General features: G+C 63.6%; 15 protein-coding genes and 3 rRNA genes. 16 read left to right on the top strand and 2 right to left on the bottom strand.

What is annotated here, in order from left to right:
- Positions 1–159: 159 nt before the first annotated feature.
- The 15 genes from tyrS (at position 160) to C1878_RS03650 (ending at position 19,111) form a co-directional block, all read left to right on the top strand.
- On the top strand, positions 160–1,371 hold the full coding sequence (tyrS, locus tag C1878_RS03720; protein ID WP_114600354.1) for a tyrosine--tRNA ligase: 1,212 nt from the start codon (positions 160–162) through the stop codon (positions 1,369–1,371).
- A 152-nt stretch (positions 1,372–1,523) separates the two neighbouring features.
- Positions 1,524–1,928, top strand: coding sequence for a hypothetical protein (locus C1878_RS16530; RefSeq protein ID WP_158539707.1), 405 nt, complete (start codon positions 1,524–1,526; stop codon positions 1,926–1,928).
- A 24-nt stretch (positions 1,929–1,952) separates the two neighbouring features.
- Positions 1,953–2,444: an RNA polymerase sigma factor gene (locus tag C1878_RS03710; RefSeq protein ID WP_114600352.1), complete on the top strand. Its 492-nt coding sequence runs from the start codon at positions 1,953–1,955 to the stop codon at positions 2,442–2,444.
- On the top strand, positions 2,441–3,364 hold the full coding sequence (locus tag C1878_RS03705; RefSeq protein ID WP_114600351.1) for a hypothetical protein: 924 nt from the start codon (positions 2,441–2,443) through the stop codon (positions 3,362–3,364). Before C1878_RS03710 ends, C1878_RS03705 begins: the two co-directional genes overlap by 4 nt.
- 761 nt (positions 3,365–4,125) lie before the next feature.
- Positions 4,126–5,633, top strand: a 16S ribosomal RNA gene (locus C1878_RS03700).
- A 279-nt stretch (positions 5,634–5,912) separates the two neighbouring features.
- Positions 5,913–8,879: ribosomal RNA gene (locus C1878_RS03695) — 23S ribosomal RNA — on the top strand.
- 107 nt (positions 8,880–8,986) lie between these two features.
- A 5S ribosomal RNA gene (gene rrf, locus C1878_RS03690) occupies positions 8,987–9,100 on the top strand.
- Together the 16S, 23S and 5S rRNA genes form the textbook arrangement of a ribosomal RNA operon.
- Before the next feature lie 302 nt (positions 9,101–9,402).
- Positions 9,403–10,011: a hypothetical protein gene (locus C1878_RS03685; RefSeq protein WP_114600350.1), complete on the top strand. Its 609-nt coding sequence runs from the start codon at positions 9,403–9,405 to the stop codon at positions 10,009–10,011.
- Between the two features lie 95 nt (positions 10,012–10,106).
- Positions 10,107–11,195 carry an isocitrate/isopropylmalate dehydrogenase family protein gene (locus C1878_RS03680; RefSeq protein ID WP_114600349.1) on the top strand — a complete coding sequence of 363 codons (1,089 nt, stop codon included), beginning with the start codon at positions 10,107–10,109 and terminating at the stop codon, positions 11,193–11,195.
- A 79-nt stretch (positions 11,196–11,274) separates the two neighbouring features.
- Complete coding sequence (gene acnA / locus C1878_RS03675) at positions 11,275–13,953, top strand: aconitate hydratase AcnA (RefSeq protein WP_114600348.1); 2,679 nt, start codon at positions 11,275–11,277, stop codon at positions 13,951–13,953.
- Positions 13,954–14,051: 98 nt separating this feature from the next.
- Positions 14,052–15,962, top strand: a complete 1,911-nt coding sequence (locus tag C1878_RS03670) for a Tat pathway signal sequence (protein WP_114600347.1) — start codon at positions 14,052–14,054, stop codon at positions 15,960–15,962.
- Positions 15,963–16,245: 283 nt separating this feature from the next.
- Positions 16,246–16,767: a 50S ribosomal protein L10 gene (gene rplJ / locus C1878_RS03665; protein WP_114600346.1), complete on the top strand. Its 522-nt coding sequence runs from the start codon at positions 16,246–16,248 to the stop codon at positions 16,765–16,767.
- Positions 16,768–16,857: 90 nt separating this feature from the next.
- Positions 16,858–17,235: a 50S ribosomal protein L7/L12 gene (gene rplL, locus C1878_RS03660; RefSeq protein WP_015540270.1), complete on the top strand. Its 378-nt coding sequence runs from the start codon at positions 16,858–16,860 to the stop codon at positions 17,233–17,235.
- Between the two features lie 240 nt (positions 17,236–17,475).
- Positions 17,476–18,405 (top strand): DUF4013 domain-containing protein, encoded by a 930-nt coding sequence (locus tag C1878_RS03655; RefSeq protein WP_114600345.1) that lies wholly within the window; start codon positions 17,476–17,478, stop codon positions 18,403–18,405.
- 133 nt (positions 18,406–18,538) lie between these two features.
- Positions 18,539–19,111: a hypothetical protein gene (locus C1878_RS03650; RefSeq protein ID WP_114600344.1), complete on the top strand. Its 573-nt coding sequence runs from the start codon at positions 18,539–18,541 to the stop codon at positions 19,109–19,111.
- Between the two features lie 164 nt (positions 19,112–19,275).
- Here C1878_RS03650 and C1878_RS03645 read toward each other — a convergent pair whose 3' ends face one another.
- Together C1878_RS03645 and C1878_RS03640 are read right to left on the bottom strand one after the other, a co-directional pair.
- Entirely contained in the window at positions 19,276–19,878 is a 603-nt protein-coding gene (locus tag C1878_RS03645; protein WP_114600343.1) for a putative ABC transporter permease, read from the bottom strand.
- A gap of 22 nt (positions 19,879–19,900) precedes the next feature.
- Positions 19,901–21,001 carry a putative ABC transporter permease gene (locus tag C1878_RS03640; protein ID WP_114600342.1) on the bottom strand — a complete coding sequence of 367 codons (1,101 nt, stop codon included), beginning with the start codon at positions 20,999–21,001 and terminating at the stop codon, positions 19,901–19,903.
- Between the two features lie 305 nt (positions 21,002–21,306).
- Here C1878_RS03640 and C1878_RS03635 point away from each other — a divergent pair, with 305 nt between their 5' ends.
- A complete protein-coding gene (locus C1878_RS03635; RefSeq protein ID WP_158539705.1) occupies positions 21,307–21,951 on the top strand; it encodes a TetR/AcrR family transcriptional regulator in 645 nt (214 codons plus the stop codon).
- Positions 21,952–21,973: the final 22 nt, after the last annotated feature.

Raw genomic sequence — 21,973 nt, 5'->3', positions numbered from 1 at the left:
CCCTCGCCCGCATGGCGAACCGTGCTCTGATTCCCCTGCAACCTTGCCCTCGCCCCTCGAGGGGCGCTCTCCAGAGCGTCCGTTCCGGCGAAGCCGGGAAACCGACCCCCATATATGCTAGAATCTCCAACACTATATATAGTAAGGAAAGAGGACTCGATGCTATCCGCTGAAGAACAACTGCACACCATCGCTTCCGGCGCCGCGCAGATCGTGCCGGAAAGCGCCTTGCTCGAGAAGCTCAAGCGCGGCAAGCCCCTGAACATCAAGCTGGGCGTGGATCCCACGGCTCCCGACATCCATCTGGGCCACGCCGTGCCCCTGCGCAAGTTGCGCCAGTTCCAAGACCTGGGCCACGGCGTCACGCTCATCATCGGCGACGGCACCGCGCTCATCGGAGATCCGTCGGGCCGCAACTCCACGCGCCCGCAGCTCACGTCCGAGCAGATCAAGGCGAACGCCCAGACCTACGTCGACCAGGCCTTCAAGATCCTCGACCCCGAGAAGACCACCCTGCGCTACAACTCCGAATGGCTGCTCGCGCTCGACATGGAGGGCCTGCTGAAGCTGGCAAGCAACTTCACGGTGGCGCGCATCCTCGAACGCGACGACTTCCACAAGCGCTACACCGGCAACCTCCCCATCAGCCTGCACGAGTTCCTCTACCCGGTCATGCAGGCCTACGACTCGGTCGTCATCGAGGCCGACGTGGAGCTGGGCGGCACCGACCAGCTGTTCAACCTGCTGGCCGGCCGCGAGCTCATGGAGAAGATGGGCATGGAGCCGCAGGTGTGCCTCACGCTGCCGCTGCTCGAAGGCACCGACGGCGTGCAGAAGATGTCGAAGAGCTACGGCAACTACATCGGCCTCACCGACGAGCCGGCCGACATGTTCGGCAAGGTCATGTCCATCCCCGACGAGCTCATGGTGAAGTACTACCGCCTGGCCTCGGCCCTGCCGGTGAACGAGATCGACGATATCGAGCGCGGCTTGGCCGCCGACGAGCTGCATCCCAACAAGGTGAAGCGGGCTCTGGCTCGGAACATCGTGGCGGCTTACTACGACGAAAGCGCCGCGCAAGCGGCCGAGGAGCAGTTCGACCTCGTGTTCAAGCAGCATGCCGTGCCCGACGACATCCCGGAGATCAAGGCCGACCTCGCGCCGAACGACGAGGGCAAGGTCTACTTGGCCAAGCTCATCGCCGACGCGGGCCTTGCGGCCAGCGCGGGCGAGGCGCGCCGCCTCATCGACGGCGGCGGCGTGAAGGTGAACGGCGAGCCCGTGGCCGCCAAGTCCTACAACGTCGATCCGGCCATGCTGGAGGGCGCCACGCTCCAGGTGGGCAAGCGCAAGTTCGTGCGCCTGGTTTAGGTTCGGGAACGCTACATGCCCGTTTCGCCCTTGGGCGGAGCGGGCTTTTTCGCATAGGGCGAAAACATTTAAAAATGTTTGCAAGGATTCGCCCGCCTCGCTCGTGTTAGCGGTGAAGGAAGAACCGAGCCGAACCGCAGGAGGACCGACCCATGAAGAAAAGAACGATCGCCATCGCCGCCGCCCTTATGCTGGCCGTGGTGGCCGTGCCCACGATCGCGTTCGCGAATGCGATGCCCGCCGCGTTGCCGAAGGCACTCGCGACGATGCAAGAGACGCAGGCTGCCGTACCTGCCGCCGAACGCGCCGCCGCGCCCTGCGCGAACTTCGCAGACGCCGACAACGACGGCGTCTGCGACAACTGCGACGCCACCGCCCAGGGAACCCACCACCGCGGTTACGTCGATGCCGACAGCGACGGCGTTTGCGACAACTACGCTGCCGGTGTCTGCCCGGGCAACGGCCAGGGCGGCGGATGCGGCAACGGCGGCGCCTGCGGCCAAGGGGCCGGCCAGGGCCAGGCTCGGGGCGGCGGCCATCACGGCCGGGGCTGCTAGCGCCTCCGGCGCGTCGAGCAAGGCATGAGGTCGCACGAGGACATAGAGCGAGCGATGGACGCGCACGGGTCGACGGTATGGCGCGTGTGCGTCCTCTACTTTCGCGCTTCGGCCGACGCCCAAGACGCGTTTCAGGACACGATGATCAAGTACTCGCTGGCCGATGCCGTTACGTTCAACGGCGAAGAGCACCGCAAAGCGTGGCTCATCCGCGTGGCGACCAACACCTGCAAGGACATGCTCAAGGCGGCGAGCCGCGCCAATGTGCCGCTCGACGAGGGCACGCGGGCGGAGGGGCTCGTTTCGAGCGACGTGGAAGCGCAGCCCGCATCGTTTTCCAGCGAGGTGGTGGATGCCATGCGCGGCCTTGCCGATCCGCCGCGCACGCCCCTGTACCTCTCTTTGTACGAGGGGTACACCGCCCCTGAGATCGCGCGCATGGTCGACGCACCTGTCAACACGGTCTACTCGTGGATCGCGCGCGGCAAGACGCTGTTGAAGGAGGCCCTGTCATGAACGATTTGGAGCAGCGCGTTCGCGAGGCCTTCGACGAGGTGGAGCTTCCTTCCGAAACGAGGGCCCGCACCCTCGCCGCCATCGATGCCTTGGCCGCGCAGGAGAAGGGCGCCGCCGCGCCTGCCGTGCAGGAGACGGTCGAATCCGATGCGCGGGAAACGGCCGAACCTGCCGTGCGAAACGGCGCTGCCGCAGCTGCGCGCCGCGTCCCTCGCCTTGTCGTGTGGCGCCGCGCCGTCGTCGCCCTCGCCGCATGCCTGGTGCTGGCGGTCGTCGGTCTGACGGGCTCGCGGCTGTACTTCGAGGAGACCGCCTTCGTGGACATAGATGTGAACCCCTCGATCGAGCTCGGTATCAACCGGTTCGACATCGTTGTTTCGGCCCGTGCGTACAACGGCGACGGCGAAGCGCTGCTCGATGCCGTTTCGATAACGGGCAAACGCTACGACGATGCCGTCGCCGAGATCACCTCGAGCGCCGCATTCGAACCTTATATGAGCAGTGACGCGTTCGTGGCGATAAGCGTCGCGGCCGACGACGCCCGCCAGTCCGACGCGCTTCGCGCGCAAAGCGACGCCCGCCTGCGCGATCTTCCATGCGAGGGGACCTGCCATGCCGTCGACGAGGAAACCCATGCGGCGGCCTCCGCGTCCGGCATGGGCACGGGGCGCTATCAAGCTGCGCTGCAGCTTCTGGCGTTGGACGACACCTTGACGCTCGAAGATTGCGCCCGTATGAGCATGCGCGAGCTGCGCGACCGCATCGCGGCGCTCGGCGGAGACGCAGCCGGCGGATCCGAGGGGCAGGGCGAGGGATACGGCGAGCAGGCACACGATGTCGCGGGGGGCGGCAGCGGCCATGGGCAAGGCGCCCAAGGCCAAGGAAGGGGCGAAGGCGGCAAAGGGCACCACGCCGGCTAAAGCCGCATGGGACGCATGGGCGCGCCTTCCCGCTTCCCGCAATACGGAAGCCGCGCGCAAGGACGATGGGGTCAGGGGCGCTTGCCAGTAGACCGCTTTTTCTCGACGATCCGAAAACGAGTGACGCGGCTGCGGCGTTTTTCAACCTTGCATCGAGGGCGCGCCGATCCCTTCCGGCCACGCTCTGGGCCGGCATTCCCTTGAAGCGGAACGACGGCGAAGCGACGAGCGCGACCTTGCGGAGGAGGGGCGTCCCTTGTTCGCCCGATTGCGCTCTTGCGGCGTAGAGCGACCTCATTCACAATCTCCGCACTCATGCTAAGGGCTTTCATCAGGCATTTTGTCGAAAGGTGTCAAAAAGTTTACAGAATTTTGAAATTACCCATTGCGTTGGTAATAGCTTACCGGTATTATACAAAACCCGCGCTTGAGGAGAGCGTGGGACGTTTCTTCGGAAGAGCATGCTTCAAGGCTCGAAGATCGGGAGCTCGTTTCGACGGCACCTCGAAAAACTTCGAAAGTTTTTGAAAAAAGTTCTTGACACCGAGGCAACGGGAAGGTAAAGTATCTCCTTGCGCCGCTCGCCCCGAAAGGGAGCGGCGAGCCCCCCGGAAGGGGAGGCGAGAACCTTGAAAACCGGATATTGCGAGATGAATCGAATCAAGTACGGAGAACCCGTCCGCCGAACCCGGCCCACCGAAGGGCAGGGGGAGGCGGCGAAAAAAGAACCAGATCGAACGCGGCAGCGATGCCGCTCCATTTAAACGGAGAGTTTGATCCTGGCTCAGGATGAACGCTGGCGGCGTGCCTAACACATGCAAGTCGAACGATTAAGACGGCTTCGGCCGTGCATAGAGTGGCGAACGGGTGAGTAACACGTGACCAACCTGCCCCCCTCCCCGGGATAACGCGAGGAAACCCGCGCTAATACCGGATACTCCGCCCCTCCCGCATGGGAGGGGCGGGAAAGCCCCGACGGAGGGGGATGGGGTCGCGGCCCATTAGGTAGACGGCGGGGCAACGGCCCACCGTGCCTGCGATGGGTAGCCGGGTTGAGAGACCGACCGGCCACATTGGGACTGAGATACGGCCCAGACTCCTACGGGAGGCAGCAGTGGGGAATTTTGCGCAATGGGGGCAACCCTGACGCAGCAACGCCGCGTGCGGGATGACGGCCTTCGGGTTGTAAACCGCTTTCAGCAGGGAAGATAGTGACGGTACCTGCAGAAGAAGCTCCGGCTAACTACGTGCCAGCAGCCGCGGTAATACGTAGGGAGCGAGCGTTATCCGGATTCATTGGGCGTAAAGCGCGCGTAGGCGGGCGTTTAAGCGGAATCTCTAATCCGAGGGCTCAACCCCCGGCCGGATTCCGAACTGGACGCCTCGAGTTCGGTAGAGGAAGATGGAATTCCCGGTGTAGCGGTGGAATGCGCAGATATCGGGAAGAACACCGATGGCGAAGGCAGTCTTCTGGGCCGCGACTGACGCTGAGGCGCGAAAGCTGGGGGAGCGAACAGGATTAGATACCCTGGTAGTCCCAGCCGTAAACGATGGACGCTAGGTGTGGGGGGATCGACCCTCCGTGCCGCAGCCAACGCATTAAGCGTCCCGCCTGGGGAGTACGGCCGCAAGGCTAAAACTCAAAGGAATTGACGGGGGCCCGCACAAGCAGCGGAGCATGTGGCTTAATTCGAAGCAACGCGAAGAACCTTACCAGGGCTTGACATGCAGGTGAAGCCGGGGAAACCCGGTGGCCGAGAGGAGCCTGCGCAGGTGGTGCATGGCTGTCGTCAGCTCGTGTCGTGAGATGTTGGGTTAAGTCCCGCAACGAGCGCAACCCCTGCCATATGTTGCCAGCATTCAGTTGGGGACTCATATGGGACTGCCGGCGTCAAGCCGGAGGAAGGTGGGGACGACGTCAAGTCATCATGCCCTTTATGCCCTGGGCTGCACACGTGCTACAATGGCCGGTACAACGGGCCGCGACCTGGCGACAGGAAGCGAATCCCTCAAAGCCGGCCCCAGTTCGGATCGGAGGCTGCAACCCGCCTCCGTGAAGTCGGAGTTGCTAGTAATCGCGGATCAGCATGCCGCGGTGAATACGTTCCCGGGCCTTGTACACACCGCCCGTCACACCACCCGAGTCGTCTGCACCCGAAGCCGCCGGCCGAACCCGCAAGGGGCGGAGGCGTCGAAGGTGTGGAGGGTAAGGGGGGTGAAGTCGTAACAAGGTAGCCGTACCGGAAGGTGCGGCTGGATCACCTCCTTTCTAGGGAGACACTCACGTGTCCGACGAGGTCGAGCTTCCGCTCCCTCGCCTGGAAGAGATTTACCTACCTAAGAGATTCGAAGGGCTCTCCGCCCGACCTCGCAATATTCGGTTTCGAGGGCTCTCGCCCTCGGGCGCCTTGCGCGCCCGCGCACCTTGACAGTTGCATAGCGTAGCATCGAAAATGAGAATCAACGATTCGGCGATAGCCGAATACAATGATTCGCATCTGACGATCGCGAATAAGAACGATATGGATACCTGAATTACCAAAGTTGGAAAGAAGATGTCAAGGGCGCACGGCGGATGCCTTGGCACAGGAAGCCGAAGAAGGACGCGGCAAGCCGCGATAGTCTGCGGGGAGGGGCAAACACCCTTCGATCCGCAGGTTTCCGAATGGGGGAACCCGGCCGGGGTCATGCCCGGTCACCCGCACCTGAATAGAATAGGGTGCGAGGAGGCAACCCGGGGAACTGAAACATCTAAGTACCCGGAGGAACAGAAATCAACCGAGATTGCGCGAGTAGCGGCGAGCGAAAGCGCACCAGCCCAAACCCATGCACGTGTAAGCTTGAGGGCGTTGCTGCATGCGGTGTTGCGGGACCTTCCATTTCCAGGGCCTCAGACCTGGGACGGAGTTACAAAGTCGCGAGGTAGCGGAACGGCATGGAAAGGCCGGCCGGAGCGGGTAAGAGCCCCGTACGCGAAACCCCGCGGCCTCCGAGGAAGGCACCCGAGTAATGCCGGACACGTGAAATCCGGTATGAATCCGGGGGGACCACCCTCCAAGGCTGAATACTCTCCTGTGACCGATAGCGAACCAGTACCGTGAGGGAAAGGTGAAAAGCACCCCGAGAGGGGAGTGAAATAGTACCTGAAACCGTGCGCCTACAAGCAGTCGGAGCCCCCTTGCGGGGTGACGGCGTGCCTTTTGTAGAATGAGCCAGCGAGTTGCGGTACGCGGCGAGGTTAAGGTTTGAACCGAGCCGCAGTGAAAGCGAGCCTTTAAGATGGCGAGTGAGTCGCGTGCCGCAGACGCGAAGCCGGGTGAGCTATCCATGGGCAGGCTGAAGCGGGGGTAAGACCCCGTGGAGGGCCGAACCCACTTCGGTTGAAAACGGAGGGGATGACCCGTGGATAGGGGTGAAAGGCCAATCAAACCCGGAGATATCTCGTTCTCCCCGAAATAGCTTTAGGGCTAGCCTCGATCGTTTAGTGCCGGAGGTAGAGCACTGGATCTTCTAGGGGGCTTCACCGCCTACCGAAAAGAACCAAACTCCGAATACCGGCACTCCAGAGATCGGGAGTCAGAGCATGTGGGCTAAGCTGTGTGCTCGAAAGGGAAACAGCCCAGACCGCCCGCTAAGGTCCCCAAGTTCGTGCTGAGTGGCAAAGGATGTGCGTTTGCCTAGACAACCAGGATGTTGGCTTAGAAGCAGCCATGCATTTAAAGAGTGCGTAACAGCTCACTGGTCAAGTGGACATGCGCCGACAATTCACGGGGCTAAGCACGGCACCGAAGCGGCGGACTGATTTATTTCAGTGGTAGGGGAGCTTTCCACGGGGGGCGAAGCCGGCGGGCGACCGCTGGTGGACCGCGTGGAAGTGAGAATGCTGGCATGAGTAACGAGAGCGGCGCGAGAAACGCCGCCGCCGTAAGCCTAAGGGTTCCTGGGCAAGGCTAATCCTCCCAGGGTCAGTCGGGAGCTAAGGCGAGGCCGGAAGGCGTAGCCGATGCACAACGGGTCGATATTCCCGTACCGCTGACGAGCGTTTGACCGACGGGGTGACGGAGAAGGGTAGCCGGGCGGGGTTCTGGACGTCCCCGTGAAAGCGCGTAGGGAGTTGCGCATGGAAATCAGCGCAGCACGCATCCCGAGACGCGAGACGAAGGCACTAGCCGAAGTCGGCGAGCCCATGCTTCCGAGAAAAACCTCTAGGGAGCTTTGTCGGCGCCCGTACCAAAACCGACACAGGTAGGCGGGTAGAACATACCGAGGCGATCGGGAGAACCATGGTTAAGGAACTCGGCATACTGGCTCCGTAACTTCGGGAGAAGGAGCGCCCTTTCCGGTGATGGACCTCGCGTCCGGAGCGGGAGGGGGCCGCAGCGAAACGGCCCAAGCGACTGTTTATCAAAAACACAGGACTCTGCTAAGCCGCAAGGCGACGTATAGGGTCTGACGCCTGCCCGGTGCTGGAAGGTTACGTGGATGGGTTAGCCTCACGGCGAAGCTCTGAAACTAAGCCCCAGTAAACGGCGGCCGTAACTATAACGGTCCTAAGGTAGCGAAATTCCTTGTCGGGTAAGTTCCGACCTGCACGAATGGCGTAACGATTTGGGCGCTGTCTCAACCATGGACCCGGTGAAATTGTATTATTCGTGAAGATGCGAATTACCTGCGGAAGGACGGAAAGACCCCGTGAACCTTTACTGCAGCTTGACATTGGTCGTTGGCTCGGCGCGTAGAGGATAGGCAGGAGGCTTCGAAGCGGGGACGCCAGTTCCCGTGGAGCCGACCTTGGAATACTGCCCTCGTCGTTCCGGCGACCTAACCCCCGGCCGTGATCCGGCGGGGGGACCGTGTCAGGCGGGTAGTTTGACTGGGGCGGTCGCCTCCTAAAATGTAACGGAGGCGCGCAAAGGTCCGCTCAGGACGGTCGGCAACCGTCCCGAGAGCGCAAGAGTGCAAGCGGGCTTGACTGCGAGGGCTACAACCCGAGCAGGTGCGAAAGCAGGTTCTAGTGATCCGGCGGCTCAGAGTGGAATGGCCGTCGCTCAACGGATAAAAGGTACTCCGGGGATAACAGGCTGATCTTGCCCAAGAGTCCACATCGACGGCAAGGTTTGGCACCTCGATGTCGGCTCATCGCATCCTGGGGCTGAAGTCGGTCCCAAGGGTATGGCTGTTCGCCATTTAAAGCGGTACGCGAGCTGGGTTCAGAACGTCGTGAGACAGTTCGGTCCCTATCCTCCGCAGGCGCAAGGGAATTGAGGAGATCTGCCCCTAGTACGAGAGGACCGGGGTGGACGGACCTCTGGTGACGCGGTTGTCGACCAACGGCACCGCCGCCTAGCTACGTCCGGCACGGATAACCGCTGAAAGCATCTAAGTGGGAAGCCGCCTCCAAGATGAGTTCCCTTTCCGGTAAGGGCCCAGGTAGACCACCTGGTCGATAGGGCGCAGCTGCAAGCACGGCAACGTGTTCAGGCGAGCGCTACTAATAGCCCGAGCTCTTCTTCACAACTTGGAATCCATAGGGTTCCGCGATCATTCGATGCCCGCTATGCGACCGCCAGGGTGGCGCAGGCCGCCGGGCGGGGCAGAAATGCCCGCGGGAGCATCCCCCGCGAGCGCGACCATGGAGGCGGGGATCACCCGATCTCATTCCGAACTCGGAAGTTAAGCCCGCCATCGCCGAAAGTACTGCGGTGTAGTCCGTGGGAGGATAGGGCGTCGCGCTCGCGGAGGATGCTTTCTCTTTTCCGACAGGCCCCCGGACCATCTGGTCCGGGGGCCTGTCGGCGTTTCGGGGGGGGGGCTCCCATGTCCGCTCGCTGTCGGCGCGAGGCCCTCGGGCGGCCCCCCCCCTTTTTTTTTCGCGGGAGGGGCGGCCCCTCCGCTCCCCGCGCCGCCGCCCGCCGCCCGCTCCCGGGAGGGGTCGTGTTGATTCTGCGCGGGGGAACGGGGGGCGGTTCGGCCGAGGGTATAATGAAGCGAGGAGCATTCTACCTGCATGCTTTCATACGGGGACGGAGGAACGTCTGGTGAGCGACAAGGCACAAGAGGCGGCGAAGATGGCCGAGTCGGCGATGAGCGACGAGGCCAAGCTCGGAGAATTGACGGAAGCGCTGTCGGGAGGGTCGCGACGTGCGCGCCAGAACGCCGCTTCGGCCCTTGCCATCGTCGCCAAGGGGGCTCCCGAGTCGCTCGTTCCCCATGGATCCGCTTTCGTGGACGCGCTCAATCGCCCCGAGGCCCAGACGCGTTGGGAGTGCCTCGACATCCTCACGTCGCTGGTCGACCACGATTCCCGCACGTGCGACAAGGCCGTGGCGGGGGCCGAGGCCGCGTTGTTCGACGAGGAGAGCGGTCCGGTGCGGCTTGCAGCCATGCGCTTCCTGTGCAAGCTGGGCGCCACGACGGAGAACCGCTCTGAGAAAACCTGGCCCCTTATCGACGAGGCCATTCAATGCTGGCATGGCGATATGGAGTTCCAGGACATGCTCGTGGCGGTGGTCGACTTCTCGGCAGGCAAGCTTGCACCCCAGGTGAAAGAGGAGCTGAGAGACCGCATGAAGTTCGATTCCGAGAACGGCAAGGGCGCGCTCAAACGTCGCGCGAAGCAGATCGTCGACAACGTGCAGGCAAGCTGACCTCTACCTCATATACGCGGCGGGCCTCTCGAGTCCGCTTTTTCGCCGCGCCTTTCCGGATCTGCGGCGCACGGGGATTCGGTGAAGGAGAGCATATGACACAGCATAGGGTGACGCTCATCCCGGGCGACGGCATCGGGGTGGAGACGTCGGCCGCCATGCGGCGCGTGGTGGAGGCGAGCGGCATCGATGTCGTTTGGGACGTGGCGGCGGCCGGAGCGGCCTGCGTGGAAACGTGCGGCACGCCGCTTCCGCAAGAAACTGTCGAATCCGTCAAGCGTAACAAAGTGGCTATCAAAGGGCCCGTGACCACGCCGGTGGGCACGGGCTTTCGCAGTGTCAACGTGGCGTTGCGAAAGGAGCTCGACCTGTACGCCTGCCTGCGCCCCGTGCAGTCGCTGCCAGGTGCCGGAGGGCGCTACGACGACGTGGACCTGGTTATCGTCCGCGAGAACTCCGAGGACCTGTACGCGGGCGTGGAGTTCGAAGAGGGCTCCAAGGGCGCGCGCAGGCTCATCGAGCTTTGCGAGGCGGAGGGCGCGGGGTCGATCCGCCCCGATTCTGGCATAAGCATCAAATCCATTTCCGTTACCGCGTCCGAGCGCATCGTGCGCCATGCCTTCGAATACGCGCTCGAGCACGGCAGAAGAAAAGTCACGGCGGCCCATAAAGCGAACATCATGAAGCATTCCGACGGCCTGTTCCTGCGCGTGGCGCGCGACGTGGCGAAGGAGTACGAAGGACGCGTGGCGTTCGACGAGCGCATCATGGACGCGTGCTGTATGAATCTGGTGATGGATCCGTCGCAGTTCGATGTGATCGTGTTTCCGAACCTGTACGGCGATCTGGCGAGCGACCTCGCGGCCGGCCTCGTGGGCGGCTTGGGGCTGGCTCCCGGCGCGAACATAGGCGAGGAGTATGCCGTGTTCGAGGCCGTGCACGGCTCCGCGCCCGACATCGCGGGGCAGAACAAGGCCAATCCGACGGCCCAGATCCTGTCTGCGGCCATGATGCTGGACCATCTGGGCGAGGCCGAGGCCGCCGCGCGCATACGGCGTGCCGTGTGCGCGGTGTACGCGGAGGGCGCCCATCTGACGGGCGATATCCGTCGCGCATCCGGGTCGGCGGGGCCTGCGGCGACCTGCACGGAGTTCACCGACGCGCTCATCGCGGCGCTCGATTAGCGAAGACGAGAGGGAAGCGCGGAGGGAGATTCCGATCTCCGCGCGCGTTAGCCGCCTCGTGCGGCGGAATGGAGCAAGCATGACCGACGAGACCAACCGTCGTGTCGCCACGCTCGACGTGGACGGCACGGCCTACACCTACTATCCCGTTTCAAGCGTTCCGGGATCCGAGACGCTGCCCTACGCTCTCACGGTGCTGCTGGAGAACGTGCTGCGCAACGTGCGCGACGCGCAGGCGGCCGAGGAGCTGGCCGGGCGCATCGTGGCTGCGGGCAACGCAGGCGAAGTGGGCAGCGAGGTGGAGTTCTCGCCGGCGCGCGTGCTGTTCCAGGATTTCACGGGCGTGCCCGTGTTCGTGGACTTCGCCGTCATGCGCGAGGCGTGCGCCGAACTGGGCGGCGACCCTGCGAAGATCAACCCGCAGATTCCCTGCGATCTGGTGATCGACCACTCGGTCATCGCGGACGTTGCCGGCTGCGCGGGCGCGCTCGAGCGCAACATGGAGCTGGAGTTCTCGCGCAACAGGGAGCGCTACGACTTCTTGAAGTGGTCGCAGCAGAGCTTCGACAACGTGCGCATCGTGCCGCCCGGGGCGGGCATCTGCCACCAGCTGAACATCGAGCAGTTCGCGCACGTGGTCATGACGTCGGACGACGCGGGGATCGTCCGAGCGGACGGCGAGAACCCCGTGGCGTACTTCGACACGCTCGTGGGCACCGACAGCCATACTCCCACCGCGAACGGCATCGGCGTGTTGGGCTGGGGCGTGGGCGGCATCGAAGCCGAGGCCGCGGCGCTCGGCCAGCCTATCACGACGCTCGTGCCGAAGGTGGTGGGCGTGAGGCTGACGGGAGCCCTCTCCGAGGGCGTGGCGGCCATGGACGTGGCGCTGACGTTCGCGCAGGTGCTGCGCGCCAAGGGCGTGGTGGGGTGCTTCGTGGAGTGCTTCGGACCGGGCCTCGACAGCTTGAACGCCACGCAGCGCACGTGCATCTCGAACATGACGCCGGAGTACGGCAGCACCTGCACGCTGTTCCCCGTGGACGACGCGACGCTCGCGTACCTGCGCTTGACCGGCCGCTCCGAAGAGCAGGTGGCGCTCGTCGAGGCCTACGCGAAAGCCCAGGGGTTCTGGAACGATCCGGATGCTCCGGCGCGCACGTACGCCGAGGTGATCGAGCTGGATCTGGGCTCGGTGGAGCGTTCGCTGGCCGGGCCCTCGCGTCCGCACGACCGCATTCCGCTGGCGGGCGCGCAGGAGCGCTTCCGCGCCGTGTGCGACGAGCGCGGGCTCGATCGCGCGAAGACGGTGGACGTTGAGCTGGCGGGCGCAATGCACGAGCTCACGCACGGCGCGCTGGCCATCGCGGCCGTGACGAGCTGCACCACGGCCACCGACCCGCGCATGATGCTGGCCTGCGGGCTCGTGGCGCAGAAGGCGGCCGCGGCGGGCCTTTCGCCCAAGCCGTGGGTGAAGACCATCCTCGCGCCGGGCAGCAAGGCCACCGAGCTGCTGCTCGAACGCGCCGGGCTTTTGGACGGTTTGCGTCAACTGGGCTTCTACACGTGCGGGTTCGGCTGCATGAGCTGCATCGGCAACTCGGGCCCCGTAGCCGACGAGCTGCACGCCGTTGCCGACGACATCGAGCTGGCGAGCGTGCTGTCGGGCAACCGCAACTTCGAGGGGCGCATCTCGCCCGACGTGTCGCAGAACTACCTGGCTGCGCCGGCCACGGTCGTCGCCTATGCCTTGGCGGGCACGATGGACGTGGACCTGGAGCACGATGCGCTGGGGTACCGCGAGGACGGCGCGCCGGTGCACCTGGCCGACATCTGGCCGAGCGAGGCGGAGATCGACGCTCTGGTAGACGCGCAGGTCACGCGCGGATTGTACGAGGACGGCGCGCGCGGGTTGTACGACGGCGACGCAGCCTGGCAGGCGCTGGGAAGCGAGCCGAGCGACACGTTCGCATGGGACGACGATTCCACCTACGTGCGGCGCGCCCCCTACTTCGACGGCATGGAGCGCGAGCCGTCGGCCCCGGAGCCCATCGAGGGAGCCCGGGCGCTTGCGCGGCTCGGCGACTTCATCACCACCGACCACATATCGCCGGCCGGTTCCATCGCGGCCGATTCTCCGGCGGCGCGCTATCTGGAAGAGCGCGGCGTCGCTTCGGCCGACTTCAACACGTACGGAGCGCGGCGCGGCAACCACGAGGTGATGATGCGCGGCACGTTCGCGAACGTGAAGCTGCAGAACATGCTGGCCGAGGGCAGGAAAGGCGGCTGGACGCACGACTTTCTGACGGGCGACGTGCGCCCGCTGTTCGATGCGGCCATGGGGTACGAATCCGCGGGCGTGCCGCTCGTGGTGGTGGCCGGCAAGATGTACGGCAGCGGCTCGTCGCGCGACTGGGCGGCGAAGGGGCCGGCGCTGCTGGGCATCCGCGCCGCGTTCGCCGAGAGCTTCGAGCGCATCCATCGCTCGAACCTCATCGGCATGGGGGTCCTGCCCTTGCAGTTCGCCGAGGGCGAGAGCGCGGAGAGCCTGGGGCTCGACGGCACCGAGCGCTACACGGTGGCGCCGATCGACTTCTCCCGAGGGCTGCCCGAGCCGCGCGTGGTGGACGTGAGCGTGGAGCGGGCCGACGGCTCGGCGGCGTCCTTCAAGGCGACGGTGCGCGTGGACACGCCGACCGAGGGGTGCTACTTCGAGCACGGCGGCATCCTTCCGTACGTGTTGAGAAGTTTATTGTAAGGGCAAAGCAACGTTGGCGCCCGGTCGCGACGAGCAACCGGGCGCTTTGCCGTATAATGGATACTTTAGGCAATCGAGGGATACGGGAAAGGGATGCCGTGAAACAGACATCCGGAATCGACGCGCTGCTAGAGGCGCTCAAGCAATCAGGGGTCAATGTGGACGGTCGGTTCGACGCCGACGCGGAGGCTCCGTCGGACGGCGCAGGTCGCTCCGGCGGCAACGGGGGCGGCGCGAAGCCGCCGCATGCGCACATGGAGGTCCCGTTCGCGGACCGCATGGCGGCTTGGGGCAAGAAGGCGCTCATCATCGCCGCCATCGTCATCGTGATCATCGGCCTGTGCGCCTACTGGTGGTTCCATCCGCCCATCAACATCCACAGCACCGACACGTGGATGTTCGTGGCCGTGTTCATCTTGCTGCCGCTGTTCCTGGTGTTTTGGAGCCGGTCGCACAGCTACAAGGCGGGCGCGGGCAAGATAGAGGCGAACCCCGGCAAGGCCAAGGCGTTCAAGTTCGCGAGCTACGTGCCGGTGGCCGTGGCCGTGCTGGGAGTGATCGGCGCCATCATGTCGCTGTCCATCTTCCCCGGCAACGCCGAGAAGTACGCGAACGTGCTGCAGACCGACACGCTCGACTTCGCCAACGACATCAAAGAAGTGAACTATTCGGAGATTCCCATCATCGACCGCGACTCCGCCGTGCTTCTGGGCAACCGCGAGATGGGCTCGATCCCCGAGTTCGTGAGCCAGTTCGAGATTTCGCCGCTGTACAGCCAGATCAACTACAAGGGCGCGCCGGTGCGCGTGAGCCCGCTGGGCTACGCCGACCTGTTCAAGTGGTTCACGAACCGCGAGGCGGGCATTCCCGCCTACGCGCTGGTGAACATGACGACGCAGGATGCCGAGATCGTGAAGTTGGGCGACAGCCCCATACACTACTCGCAGTCCGAGCCGCTCGTGCGCAACATCGACCGCCACGTGCAGCTGAGCTATCCGTTCTACATGTTCGACGAGAAGTCGTTCGAGATCGACGAGGACGGCCATCCGTGGTGGATCTGCCCGGTGCAGACCCGCACGATCGGCCTGTTCGGCGGCACGACCATCAACCGCGTGGTGCTGTGCGACGCGACGACGGGCGAGACGCAGGATTTGGCCATCGAGGACGTGCCGCAGTGGGTCGACCGTGCGTTTCCCGCCGAGCTGCTTATCGAGCAGTACAACTGGAGCGGCAAGTACAAGGACGGTTGGCTGAACTCGGTGTTCGGTCAGGCGGGCGTGGTGCAGACCACGCCGGGCTCCGACGGCCTCCTGGGTTACAACTACATCGCCAAGGACGACGACGTGTGGGTGTACACGGGCGTGACCTCGGCCACCGCCGACAACTCCATCGTGGGCTTCGTGCTGGTGAACCAGCGTTCGGCCGAGTCGCACTTCTATTCGGTGCCGGGCGCGACGGAGGCGTCGGCCATGCAGTCGGCCGAGGGCCAGGTGCAGAACCTGCGCTACCAGGCCACGTTCCCGCTGCTCATCAACGTGTCGAACGAGCCCACGTACTTCATGGCGCTGAAAGACGACGCGGGTCTCGTGAAGAAATTCGCCATGATCAACATCAAGCAGTACCAGTACGTGGCCATAGGAGACACGGTGGCGGAGTGCCAGAAGTCCTATCAGGCCTTGTTGGCCACCAACGGCGTGTCGACGGGTGACGCCGAGGCATTGGGCGTGCTGGAGGCGCAGGGCAAGATCGTGCACATCGCGCAGGCGGTGGTGGAGGGCAACTCCCACTTCTACGTGAAGCTGGAAGACGGCTCCGACATCTACGACTTCGCGCTTCCGGGCCTCATCGAGATCGTGGGGTACAAGGAGGGCGACCCCATCGCCTTCAAGTACGTGGAGGCCGAGCCCACGAATCCCGTCGAGGAGATCCTCGCGGCGGACGGCGCCTCGGCGGCCGCCACGGCCAAGGAGGCCCAGGCTACGGGCGATGCGGCTGGGAACGCCGCATAAGCTCGGTTTTATAAGGCAAGACGGTTGACAATCTCCGGATTGGTGGCACAATGTAATGGCTGCCTTTTCGGAGGCGGCGCGATGATGGATAGTTCCGCTGCCCAAGACAGCAGGCACCGCAAGGTTTAATCGCACGAGGTGCGGCCCGCCGAGGTGGTTGTATAAGTTTCGCGCTTAGACGACCCCTGCTGTCATGAGACGGCGGGGGTCGTTCCCTTTTCTCAGGCGACGATCCCACCCGCGAGGGGCGGAACCCGAGTTTGAGAAGAAGGAGGTGTACTACATGCCCAACGTGAAGAACCAAGAGATGCTCGCCAAGATCAAAGAGGACCTGGACGGCGTTTCCGCTGTGTGGGTCGTGGACTACTGCGGCCTGACGGTGAAGGACATCCAGGCGTTGCGCGTGGCTATCCGCGAGACCGGTGCGAGCCTGAAAGTGTACAAGAACACGCTCATGCACATCGCGCTGGAGGAGTCGGATCTGCCCACGCTCGACGATATGCTGGAAGGTCCGAGCGCGTTCGTGTTCGCCGGCGAAGACGTGGCTGCTGCCGCCAAGGCCGTGAAGACGTTCGCAAAGACCAACCAGAACCTGGAGATCAAGGGCGGCTTGATGGAAGGCGCGCAGGTTTCCGCCGCGCAGGTGGAGGCTATCGCTTCTCTCCCGTCCCGCGAAGAGCTGCTGGCTCAGATCGCCGGCGCCATTTCCGGTGTTGCCCGCGGCCTTGCCGTGGCGCTCAACGGCGTGCCGAGCGGTTTGGCCCAGGCCACGAAGGCCGTGGCCGATCAGAAAGAAGCTGCTTAACCCGCAGCTTGGCAGCGTGACGAGCGCTGCCTAACCGAAAGTTGTACAAGACCGGTCGGGAAGGCCCGACCGCTTTGAAAGGAAACTAACATGGCTGTTACTCGCGAAGAGATTATCGAGGCCCTCAAGGAGATGTCCCTGCTCGAGGCTTCTGAACTGGTGAAGGATATCGAGGAGACCTTTGGCGTTTCCGCCGCCGCCCCCGTGGCCGTGGCCGCCGCCGCTCCTGCCGAAGGTGGCGCCGCCGCCGAGGAGAAGACCGACTTCGACGTCGTGCTCGAGGGCTTCGGCGACAACAAGATCGCCGTCATCAAGGTTGTCCGCGAGATCACGAGCCTGGGCCTGAAGGAGGCCAAGGAGCTGGTCGAGGGCGCGCCGAAGCCGATCCAGGAGGGCGTGGCCAAGGACAAGGCCGAGGAGATCAAGGCCAAGCTCGAGGAAGCCGGCGCCGCCGTCACCCTCAAGTAGCTTATCGCTGCGTGTTGAGTCGCGGCCATGCGGTCGCGCGCAAGGGGCCCGTTGCTTTTGCAGCGGGCCCCTTTTGTCGTTATGCGGGTTTCGAATCTGACGGGAATTGCGAGATTGGCTGACGTGTCGGCAACGGTTCTTTCTCGTTTTTCGAAGCGTCCGTATAGTTAAGCGCGTAAACTGGTAAGCAAGAGAATCGACGGGCTGCGCATGCGTGCAGACGAACGGATAGGAGCCGCCATGCAAGGGTACTTTTCCGCCGCTTGGAACGACATCAAGAGCTCGCCCGGATGGTTCGGCAAGCTGTTGCTGCTGGGCTTGGTGAGTCTCATCCCTATATTCGGAGCCATCGTGGTGGCGGGCTACCTGTACGGTTGGGCGCGCGACATGGCATGGGGCGTTCGCTCGCCCATGCCCGAGCATATCTTCGGCAACGAGGACGGCAGGTTGTACAGCCGCGGGTTCTTCGTGCTCGTCATCGGGCTCGCGTGCTCGCTGCTCCCCTGGGTGGTCGAGATCATCGGGTCCATTCTGACCGGCGGCTCCTTCGGGTTCTGGGCTGGCTGGGGATACCGTTCCGGGTTCATGTCGCTTCCGCTGGGCATGGCGTCGGGCCTTGTCGGCTTGGTGTTCTTCGTCTTGTCGATAGCGGCGAGCCTGTTCGCGGTGTTCTTTTTCTGGGTCGGCTCCATGCGCATGAGCATCTACGGGCGCTTGTCGGCCGGCTTCCAGTTCGGAAAGGTCTGGAGCATGCTGCGCCATGACTTCAACGGCATCTTGCGCATTCTGGGCATGGCCGTTCTGATGGGCATTGCGGTGACCGTCGTGGCGTCCATCATCACGTTTCTGGTGGTGTTCGTGTGCGTGGCCGTCGGCGTCGCCGTCACGGGCGGCAACCTCAACATCAACGCGAGCCGTCCCGATGCGGCCATCGTGAGCATGGTGTTCGCCATCGGCGGCGTGGCCGTCGTGCTGGCGGTGCTCGCGGGGTTCGCGTCCATGGTTTTGGCGATGTTCGTCATGGCGATGGTCACGCGGGCGTTGGGGTATTGGACGAGGCAGTTCGACGTGCCGGCGTGGCGCGGGCAGGACGACCCGATGCCGTTCGAGTTGGCAGGCGGGGCGTATCGTTCCGGTTATCCGCCGAACCAACAGCCGCCGACGCGCTGATAGAGCTTCTTTCGAGCCCCTTCGACCCGTCGGTAAAAGGGGCTCGTTGCCGCAGGTGCCGTGCGTGGTTCCGCGCGCTATACTGTATGCTAAAGGCGCGCTTGGACGCGAACAGGGGGAAACGAGGTAGGATATGGATTACTGCGAGCTGAAAGACCAGGTCAACGGTTTAGATGAGCGGCAGCGCAAAGGTTGTACCCGCGTGCTCTCGCTGGTTTCCATCGGGGGAGGGATGCGGCCCGAGTTCCGCGAGCATCTGGACGGGGCGTCGACGTACCGCGAGTTCTTCGAGGCTCTGTACGGCGACGATACCCTGCGCTTCACGAAGGCGTGGGCCGCGTGGGCTCGGCACGACGGCAAGCAGTGGGTCGATCGCTTCGAACCGGCGCAGGCGGCGGAGCGCGTGCCGTTCGCGGGGCGCGGCCTGCCTGTGGAGTTCTCCGGGAACACCGTGCTCGTGCCGCTGGGCGGCCACGGGAAGAAGGCGCGCGTCCTCGCGTTCGAAGACGGGGCTTTCAACGAAGACGCGGCCGCGTACTTCACGTCGATCGAGGGTGCGTTCACCTGCGGCGGCTTGTCGTTCGACGGCATCTACGACGTGTTCACGAGCGGCAACACGGTGCTGTTCGAACACTGGGCCCTCAACGAAAAGGGCATTCGCGTCAAATCAGCGCAGCTGGCGGAGAACTACGGCCTTACCGGTTGACACTGATCCCGGCGGGCCGGTCGGCCCGAGATATAGCAGGATCGAAGCGGCGCCGCGCAGACGGCGCCGCTTCGACGTTGGGAGGGCGGTTACGCGAGACGGGAGTTGCCCGGCGCGGCTCCCGGACGCTCGTTTCGCCGTCTTCGCGCGGACGGCAAGCGTGATTACGAGAACTTGACCGCGCACAGGGCGATGAAGCCGATGATGACGAGCGCCGATGCCGCGTTCATCACCCGTAGAGGCAGCTTGGCGAGCGCCTTTTGGCACAGGGGGTAGATGATCCAGGTGTACACCATGGCCACGGCGCCCAGCGCCACGTCGTTCACGAGCCATGCCTGGCCGAGCACGTTGAGCGGCAGCTGGGAGTTGTCCCATAGCGGGTAGACGCCTGCGGCATTCGGCTGGTTCAGCATGAAGCCCATGGCCAGCTCCATGAGCATGCAGATGATCACCGTGGCCGCGTAGAACTGCACACCCGCGCCCGCCAAGGTCTTGCGGCGGGCGACCAGCGCCGTCTTGAGCGGCACCAATACGATCACGCACACGGCGGTGCCCACCCCGTACACAAGGAAGGGGTACATCGGGTCGTCCCATACGAGCGAGTCGGCGTCCACGATGCCGAACAGGTTCATGAACGAGCAGTAGGCGATCTCCATCCAGTGTCCGAGCACGCTGAACACGCAGAAGTACACGGCCAGGTTGCGCCAGAACGCGAAGGAGTCCGGCGCGTAGCCATGGAGCTCGTCTTCTTTGGATAGAAGGGGCATGGGTTATGCGTCCCCGAGGGCCCTATGCGCCCGCATCGGAGTCGTACTGGCGCGAGAACTCGATCGTGCTTTCGCCCGTGTCGTCGTCCGACGTCACCTCGATGCCGGGAATGAGCACGTTGATGCAGTACAGGAAGAACAGGATGCAGAACCCGACGACCACGGCGATGAAGGCGATGTTCATGCCGTCGCGGGGCACCTTGGCGAGCAGGCCCTCGAGCGCCGGATAGATGACCCAGGTCATGAGCGTTGCCACCACGCCGAAGGCAACGGCGTTCTGCAGGCACACCTGGCCCATGAAGTTGCAGAACATGTCGCTGTAGTCCCAGAGCGGCAGCTTGCCGTCGGGCCCGGGCTGGTTGAGCATGAGGCCCATGGCCAGCTCGATGAGCGTGCACACGAGCGCGTTGATGACGAAGCTGATGACGAGCGGCACCACGCGGCTGCCTATATGCTTCTCTAAGAGGTTCTTGACGGGGTAAAGCAACAGCACGCACGCCACGGCGCCGAACCCGTAGACGAGGAAGGGATAGAGCCAGTCCGACCAGATCTGGGAGTTCGGGTCGTAGATGCCGGGGATGAGACCGAAGCGGATGAGCGTGCAGTAGCCGGCCTCCATCCAGTGTCCCACCACGCTGAACACGCAGAAGTATATGATGAGGTTACGCCAGAACGCCCAGGTCTTGGGTCGGTAGTAGTTGATGTCCTTCGAGAGCTCCTGCTGCTTGACCTCGGCGTTGAAGGGCTTGGTGAGCACCGCCTTCGCGCGGCGCGACGTGAGGAAGTACACGAGCAGGACGATGTCGGACGAGCAGGCGAACAGCTGGTCCACGGGGTTGAACACGCCGGTGGCGATGTTGAAGGCGGTGCCTAGGACGATGTTGAACAGGCTGAACCCGATGATGAAGTAACGCGCCAGCCGCTTGCGCTGCCAGATGAGCCAGAAGCTGACGGCGTCGAACATAAGGTTGACGAAATCGAGGATGTCCGAGAACTCCAGCTCGTAGCTGCCCTTGATGTAGAACACCAGCAGCCCGATGGTGACCACCACGTTGAACGCGAAAAAGAACTGGAGAAGCCGCATGAAGCCGAGCTTCTTCGGATTGCTGAAATCTTTTGCCATGGGCGGAGTCTCCAAACCGTGTGGGACGAACCGATGCCGGGGCGCAGGGCTCTTTCGCAGCCGCTTCGCCTATATGCTTTTCAATTATACCGTAACGCTTCTTTCCATCGATGCCGTATAAGAGGGCTTTCGGTCGCTCGTGGCGTTTCGAGGGGCGCTCGTTGCGCGGTGCTCAGGTGAACTTGCGAAACGCCCTTAGAAAACACAACATATTGCATAATAAGCACCATACACTATATTTAATAAATTATCTGTTCGCTATAATGCTCGAAGATTCTGGGAGCGGAAACGAGAGGCGGCACCGCATGGGCAGACCGAAGAAAGACGCCGGGGCGCCCGACGCCCGGCAGAAGCTGGTGGAGGCGTTCTGGAAATTGCTGGAAGATCGCCGCCTGCAGGATCTGACCATCGGCGCCATCTGCTCGGAAGCGCAGTGCAACCGCGGGACCTTCTACTACCACTACGCCGATATCGACGCGCTCGTTTCCGCCGCCGTCGAACGCGAGCTGATGGGCGACGGAGCGCTGCCGAACGATATCTTCAACTTGGTGACCGGAGCCGGCGAAGACCTGTTCGCGCGCATTGTGGAGGGGAATCGCATGAAGCGCCTCGCTCTCGTGATGAAGCGGGGCGGCATGGATCGGGTGGAGGGGCTGATCAAGGAGACGATATTGGGCATGTGGCGGACGGTGCTGTGCCCGGACGGCGCGGAACTGTCGCCGGACGCGCGTTTCATCGTTGAGTACGCGGTCGGCGGCGTATTGGGAGTGCTCTCGTTCGCGGGCAGCCAAGACGCGAAGGGAGGGGAGGTTTGCATTCCCGAACGCTTCATGGGCGAGTCGGCTTCGTTCATGCTTTCGCAGATCAGCGAGGCGCAGGGAATACCCCAAGACGAGGTGCTCCTGCGCCTTAAGATGTTCAATCGGTTCATGCAGCTGTCGACGGAGTGAGGTTCTCGTCGGCGGGGAGGCG

The sequence above is a fragment of the Gordonibacter sp. 28C genome, from assembly GCF_003339845.1.
In the GTDB taxonomy this organism is placed as follows: Bacteria; Actinomycetota; Coriobacteriia; order Coriobacteriales; family Eggerthellaceae; genus Gordonibacter.
This window is presented reverse-complemented; position numbering and strand designations above follow the sequence as displayed.